The sequence below is a fragment of the Stieleria sp. genome, assembly GCF_041595215.1.
GTDB lineage: Bacteria > Planctomycetota > Planctomycetia > Pirellulales > Pirellulaceae > Stieleria > Stieleria magnilauensis.
In genome coordinates this window covers 1-2557 of the sequence record NZ_JBFHKV010001152.1, presented here as the reverse complement: position 1 = coordinate 2557, position 2557 = coordinate 1, and the positions used below count along the sequence as shown (strand labels likewise).

The 2557-nt window shown below is 59.7% G+C and carries 3 protein-coding genes; all 3 read right to left on the bottom strand.

What is annotated here, in order from left to right; genetic code table 11:
- The coding region (locus tag ABX749_RS29105) for a DNA-3-methyladenine glycosylase (RefSeq protein WP_372899128.1) at nt 1–432 on the bottom strand (432 nt) is incomplete at its 3' end.
- Complete coding sequence (gene pepF / locus ABX749_RS29100) at nt 429–2249, bottom strand: oligoendopeptidase F (RefSeq protein ID WP_372899127.1); 1821 nt, start codon at nt 2247–2249, stop codon at nt 429–431. The genes pepF and ABX749_RS29105, both read right to left, overlap by 4 nt.
- Before the next feature lie 105 nt (nt 2250–2354).
- On the bottom strand, nt 2355–2557 hold a 203-nt coding region (locus tag ABX749_RS29095; RefSeq protein WP_372899126.1), incomplete at its 5' end, for a 3-methyl-2-oxobutanoate hydroxymethyltransferase.

Below are 2557 nucleotides of genomic sequence, written 5' to 3'. Positions count from 1 at the left end.
TCCCAGCCCCAGTTGCGCGACAATTTGCGAGCGAACCGTTTCGTCGTCCCATCGCGCCAACGCGTCGATATCAAAGTCGCCGGCGAGACAGGCGTCGGCCAACGCAAGCGTGTAACGGGCCTTCTGGCGACTGAACCCCAAATCGCGTAAACGCCGGTCGCCCAAATCACGGACCGCGCGGGGACTCACGTCATTCTGGCAGCGACCGACCAGCCGGTCGTAGGTCGCCTTGGCCGATTCGACGGAGACCTGTTGTTCGAGAATGATGTGGACGAAGGTGGCGTACGTCGCCGGTCGCCGCAGCAACGGCGGCGGCCCAAACGTGCGATGGATCTTGCCCAGCACCGGATCCGCCTTGGCCAGCCGGACCGCCCCCTCCGCAAGCGTCGTTTTGGTCAGACGAATCGGCTTGCGCTGTGGGGGTCGGCTCAAAGAAGCTGATCCAATTCTTCGGTCAGGGTCTTGAAGCGTGCCAACGTGGTCTTCACCGGCTCGGGGCTGGCCATGTCGACTCCCGCATCACGCAGCAGGTCGAGCGGATCTTTGCTGCATCCCCCCGACAGAAACTTGAGGTAGTCGTCCAATTCGGCCTTGCCACCTTCGAGCACCCGTCGCGAAAGGGCGACCGCCGCACTCAATCCGGTCGCGTACTTGTAGACGTAAAACGCGCGATAGAAGTGCGGGATCCGGAAACATTCCAGTTCCAGCTCTTTGTCGACGACGAAATCGGGGCCGAAGTAGGCATCCAACAACTCGCGATACGTGGCCCGAAACGAAGCGACCGTCAGCGGCTCACCGGCCTCGGCCATTTCATGCGTCTTCTTTTCGAACTCCGCGAACATCGTCTGACGCACGACCGTCGCCCGAATGCTGTCCAGTTCGTTGTTGATCAGGTACGCCCGTTCGCTGTCGCTGGCGGCATTCTTGAGCAAGTATTCGGTCAACAATTGCTCATTGAACGTGCTCGCGACCTCGGCCACAAAAATCGTGTAGTCGTAGTACTGGTACGGCTGGTTTTTGGAGGAATAAAAGCTGTGCATGGAGTGGCCGGCTTCGTGCGTCAGCGTGAACACATCGTTCAAGACGTCGGTCTTGAAATTCATCAAGATGTAGGGTTCGCCATCGAACGACCCGCAACTGAACGCGCCGCTTTGTTTCCCGCGGTTCGGGTAGCGGTCCGCCCAACGGTTTTTCAGTCCCGCGGCGAGCGTGTCGGTGTATTCGCTGCCCAGCGGAGCGAGTGATTCGACCACGACTTCCACCGCCTGGTCCCACGTGTGTTCCTTCTTCATGTCGCTGAGGATCGGCACATAGGTGTCATAGGCGTGGATGTCCGGCAGATCCATCTTGCGGCGGCGGACGTCAAAGTATTGATGCACGCTGGGCAGCGACTCGCGGACCGCAGCGATCAAGTTGTCGTAGACGTCCACGGGGACGTTGTCGGGGAACAACGCGCCGGCGAGAGAGCTTTCATGGTTTCGGGCGCGGGCGTAATAAACGTCGCGATGAATGCTGCCGGCCAGTGTCGCCGCCAAGGTGTTTTCGTGTTCGCCGAACGCCTTGTAGTATTGATGGAATGCGTTGCGACGCACCTTCCTGGACGAGCTGTTGAGGAACTGAACGAACGTCGCATGCGAAAGCTCTTGCTCATTGCCCTCGGCGTCTTCCAGCGACCCGAAACGCAAGTCCACGTCGTTGAGTTGACGGAATGCATTGCCCGCCGCCGATGCCATTTCCCCCTGCATCGCCAACAAACGCTCCTCTTTGTCGCCGAGCGTGTGCGGCCGCTGGCGGAGCAACCGGGTGAGTTGCAATTGAAACGGCTGGAGCAAGGGATCGGCGACCAAGGCGTCCATTTTTTCCGGTTCGATCGCCAGCAATTCCGGGCTGACGTAGCTCGCCGCCTGATTGGCACGCACGGCCAGATTCTGGAACCGCGCCTTCATGCCCTGATAGTCGCTGTTGCCTTGATCTTCGGTCGTCTTCAAGAACGAATAGATCGCCACACGCTCGGCCTGGCGAGAAAAATCCGAATCGAATTGCAGGGCCTCCAGCAACGTCGCAGCTGATTCACCCAGGCGACCGCGATAGGTTTCATAGGTATCAAGCTTGGATTCCAACTCGGCAAAGGCGGTTTCCCATTCGGCGTCGCTGGCGAACAAACTGGAAAGATCCCAGCAATCCTCCGCGGACACCTCAGAACGTTCCGGGAGCGACTTGGCGGCAGCAGACGTCGAGGTGGCATTCATGGCAATCGTCAAACGAGTGGTTTGTGGAGGAGAGAGCGTCGCGGAATTTGGACGGCGGTGTGGTTTCGGGCGCTTCGGGATTGGGTGCGTCGGGTTCTGGCCGGACTAATCAAACGTTTCTTCGGGTCCGGGGAAACTCCCGTCGCGGACGGCTTGATGAAACGACGACGCGGCATCGCGAATCGTCTCGCCGACCGAGGCGTAGGTTCTAACAAATTTAGGCGTGTAGCCGGATGTCAGTCCGATCAGATCATGGGTGACCAAGACCTGGCCGGTCGTCGCCCGCCCGGCGCCGATTCCGATCGTGG